The 2,681-nt window shown below is 66.7% G+C and carries 2 protein-coding genes; one reads left to right on the forward strand and one right to left on the reverse strand.

The genetic code is table 11. The features are described from left to right. Positions 1 to 152: 152 nt before the first annotated feature. A complete protein-coding gene (locus ABD652_RS12435; protein ID WP_344721845.1) occupies positions 153 to 812 on the reverse strand; it encodes a TetR/AcrR family transcriptional regulator in 660 nt (219 codons plus the stop codon). Between the two features lie 94 nt (positions 813 to 906). Between ABD652_RS12435 and ABD652_RS12440 the strand changes: the two genes are divergently transcribed. Continuing rightward, entirely contained in the window at positions 907 to 2,451 is a 1,545-nt protein-coding gene (locus tag ABD652_RS12440) for an MFS transporter (protein WP_344721847.1), read from the forward strand. Positions 2,452 to 2,681: the final 230 nt, after the last annotated feature.

Consider the following 2,681-nt stretch of genomic DNA (forward strand, 5'->3'; position numbering starts at 1 on the left):
ATCACCCGCGCCCTGCTGGGCACCGGAGGATTCAGGCCCTTGCTACACCCTCATCTGCGATGAGCCGGTTTGTGACGTTGCCTCGATCCGCAGCACATCAATGCATAGCGAGCGCCATCGTAGGGGATGCTGGACAGTAGGCAGCCGGCGGCTCACGGGTTCTGGCGTGCTTGGACACCGTCGAGGATGACATCCAGCCCCTCTATGAACCAGTCCCGATCTCCGGCGTGTAGCGGATGCGCGATGAGACGGCTCAGACGGGGGAAGTCGCCCAGGTCGACGTCGTGGAGACGTTGCTGCCACGTGCGACCAGGGTCGTCTCCGGCTTCGGCCTGCCTGTCGCCGAGGACGACGCGCGCGCTGCCCTGGACGTAGTTGTTGACGGTCATGACCACGCGGGCAGCGGCGTCAGGGGGGAGTCTTACTTCTTCCAGCGCCGATAGCGCCCATTCCATGGCCGCCAGTGAGGCGGTTCCGAAGGGCGGGGTCACGGTGGCGGTGGCGGTGAGCATCCACGGGTGGGCGAGGAACGCGGCCCAGTCCTGGCGGGCGAGGGCATGCATGGCCTCCCGCCAGTCGAGCGCACCTTGGTCGGGGTAGGAGTATTCGGCGGTGATCCGCTCGACCATGGCCCCGATCAGCTCGTCCTTGTCGGAGACGTGCCGATATAGCGACATCGCTCCGGCACCGAGGCGTGCGGCGACGCGCTTCATCGTCATCGCCTCCAACCCCGCCTCGTCGGCGATCTCGATCGCCGCCGTGACGATCCGCTCACGAGACAGGGGGCCGGAAGGGCCGACTCGGGGACTCATCTGATCACCTCCGCAGCCCAGTCTAGCCCGTTGCGTATTTCATACGCTACACTCGATGCGTACCGCATACGCAACATGAGCGAGGAGACGCACCATGTCCACCCGGACCCCCGATTCGCACGACCGCCGGTCGCGGTGGCTCGGGCTCGCCGTGCTGACGCTTCCGGTGATCCTGACCTCGATGGACATCACGATCCTGCACATCGCGATCCCGGCGATCACTCATGAGCTGACGCCAAGCCCCAGCCAGACCCTGTGGATCCTCGACGCCTACGGGTTCCTCCTGGCCGGGCTGCTGATCACGATGGGGAATCTCGGCGACCGGATCGGCCGCCGGCGGCTTCTCCTGATCGGTGCGGCCGTGTTCGGCGTGGCCTCGACGCTGGCCGCGTTCTCGACCAACCCGGAGCTGCTCATCGCCGCGCGCGCCCTGATGGGCATCGGCGGTGCCACGCTGATGCCCTCGACGCTCTCGCTGATCCGCAACATGTTCACCGATCCGGCCGAGCGCACACGGGCCATCGGTATCTGGACCGCAAGCCTCTCCGGCGGCATCGCACTCGGACCAATCGTCGGCGGACTCCTGCTCGAGGCCTTCTGGTGGGGATCGGTCTTCCTCATCAACGTGCCCGTCATAGTGCTCCTGCTGGTGCTGGCACCCCGGTTCGTTCCCGAGTATCGGAGCCCGGCGTCGGCGCGACTGGACGTGGTCAGCGTCGTGCTGTCCTTCGCCGCGATCCTGCCGGTCGTGTGGGCGATCAAGACCGCCGCCGAGGAACTCGCCCTCACCGCTCCTGCTGTGGTCGGACTGGTCGTCGGCGTGCTCGCCGGGACTGTGTTCCTCATCCGGCAGCGTCGCCTCGAAGAGCCGTTGGTCGACGTCGACATGTTCGCCAACCCGCGCTTCAGCGGTGCCGTCCTGGGGGCGGGGCTGGCGATGTTCTCCCTTGTCGGGGTGATGTTCTACAGCGCGCAGTACCTGCAGCTCGTCGCAGGCCTGTCTCCGCTGATCGCGGCGCTGGCGATGCTGCCGATCATGGCCGCCGTCGGCGGCATGTCCGTTCTGGCCTCCGTGCTCGTGCCCCGCTTCGGCTACCCGCTCGTCTTCGGGGCAGGCGCGGCCGTGGCAGCCGCAGGGATGCTCAGCTTCAGTCAGGTCCCGGTCGACGACGGCTTGATCGTCGCTATCGTCGCCTCGGCCTTCATCGGTGCGGGCATCGCGCCGATGATGACCCTGGCCACCGACGTCGTGGTCGGCTCCGCCCCGCCGAACCGCTCGGGTGCTGCGTCCGCCCTGTCCGAGACCGCCGCGGAGCTGGGGGCCGCGCTGGGCATTGCCGTGCTCGGCTCGATAGGTACCGTCCTGTACCGCTCACGAGTCCTCGATGGCGTGCCCGCCGACCTCCCCCCGGAGGCCAGTGAGGTTGTCAGCTCGAGTCTCGGCGCAGCCCTCAGTGTTGCCGAGCAGCTTCCGGCCGAAGCCGCGACTCACCTTGCCGACCTCGCCCGTCATGCCTTCACCGACGGGCTCGGTGCCGCCACCATCACGGGGGGTCTCGTCCTCGTCGTGACCGCCATCGTGTGCCCCCTGCTGCTCCACAGGGGAAGACCGCAGACTCAGTCCACGGACCTACCGTGAAGGTGGGGAAGTCTCGGGGTGGTTGTCTCAACGACGGTCCGAAACGTTTAAGTCGAGGTTCTGTAGCCTGGTCTGTCCCAAGTTGACCACGGGTGCGCGTCGAATCCCCATTGAATCGCCATTCGAGTGATGATTTGCCTGATCATTGATGAACGTCATAAACGGGCTCATCGCAGATGAGGGTGTAGCAAGGGCCTGAATCCTCCGGTGCCCAGCAGGGCGCGGGTGAT

The sequence above is a fragment of the Nesterenkonia halobia genome (assembly GCF_039536005.1).
Taxonomy (GTDB): domain Bacteria; phylum Actinomycetota; class Actinomycetes; order Actinomycetales; family Micrococcaceae; genus Nesterenkonia; species Nesterenkonia halobia.

Excerpts from the sequence above, each read along its gene's own strand:
- ABD652_RS12440 (WP_344721847.1), top strand. The coding sequence starts at position 907 with ATGTCCACCCGGACCCCCGATTCGCACGACCGCCGGTCGCGGTGGCTC.
- ABD652_RS12435 (WP_344721845.1), bottom strand. The coding sequence starts at position 812 with ATGAGTCCCCGAGTCGGCCCTTCCGGCCCCCTGTCTCGTGAGCGGATC.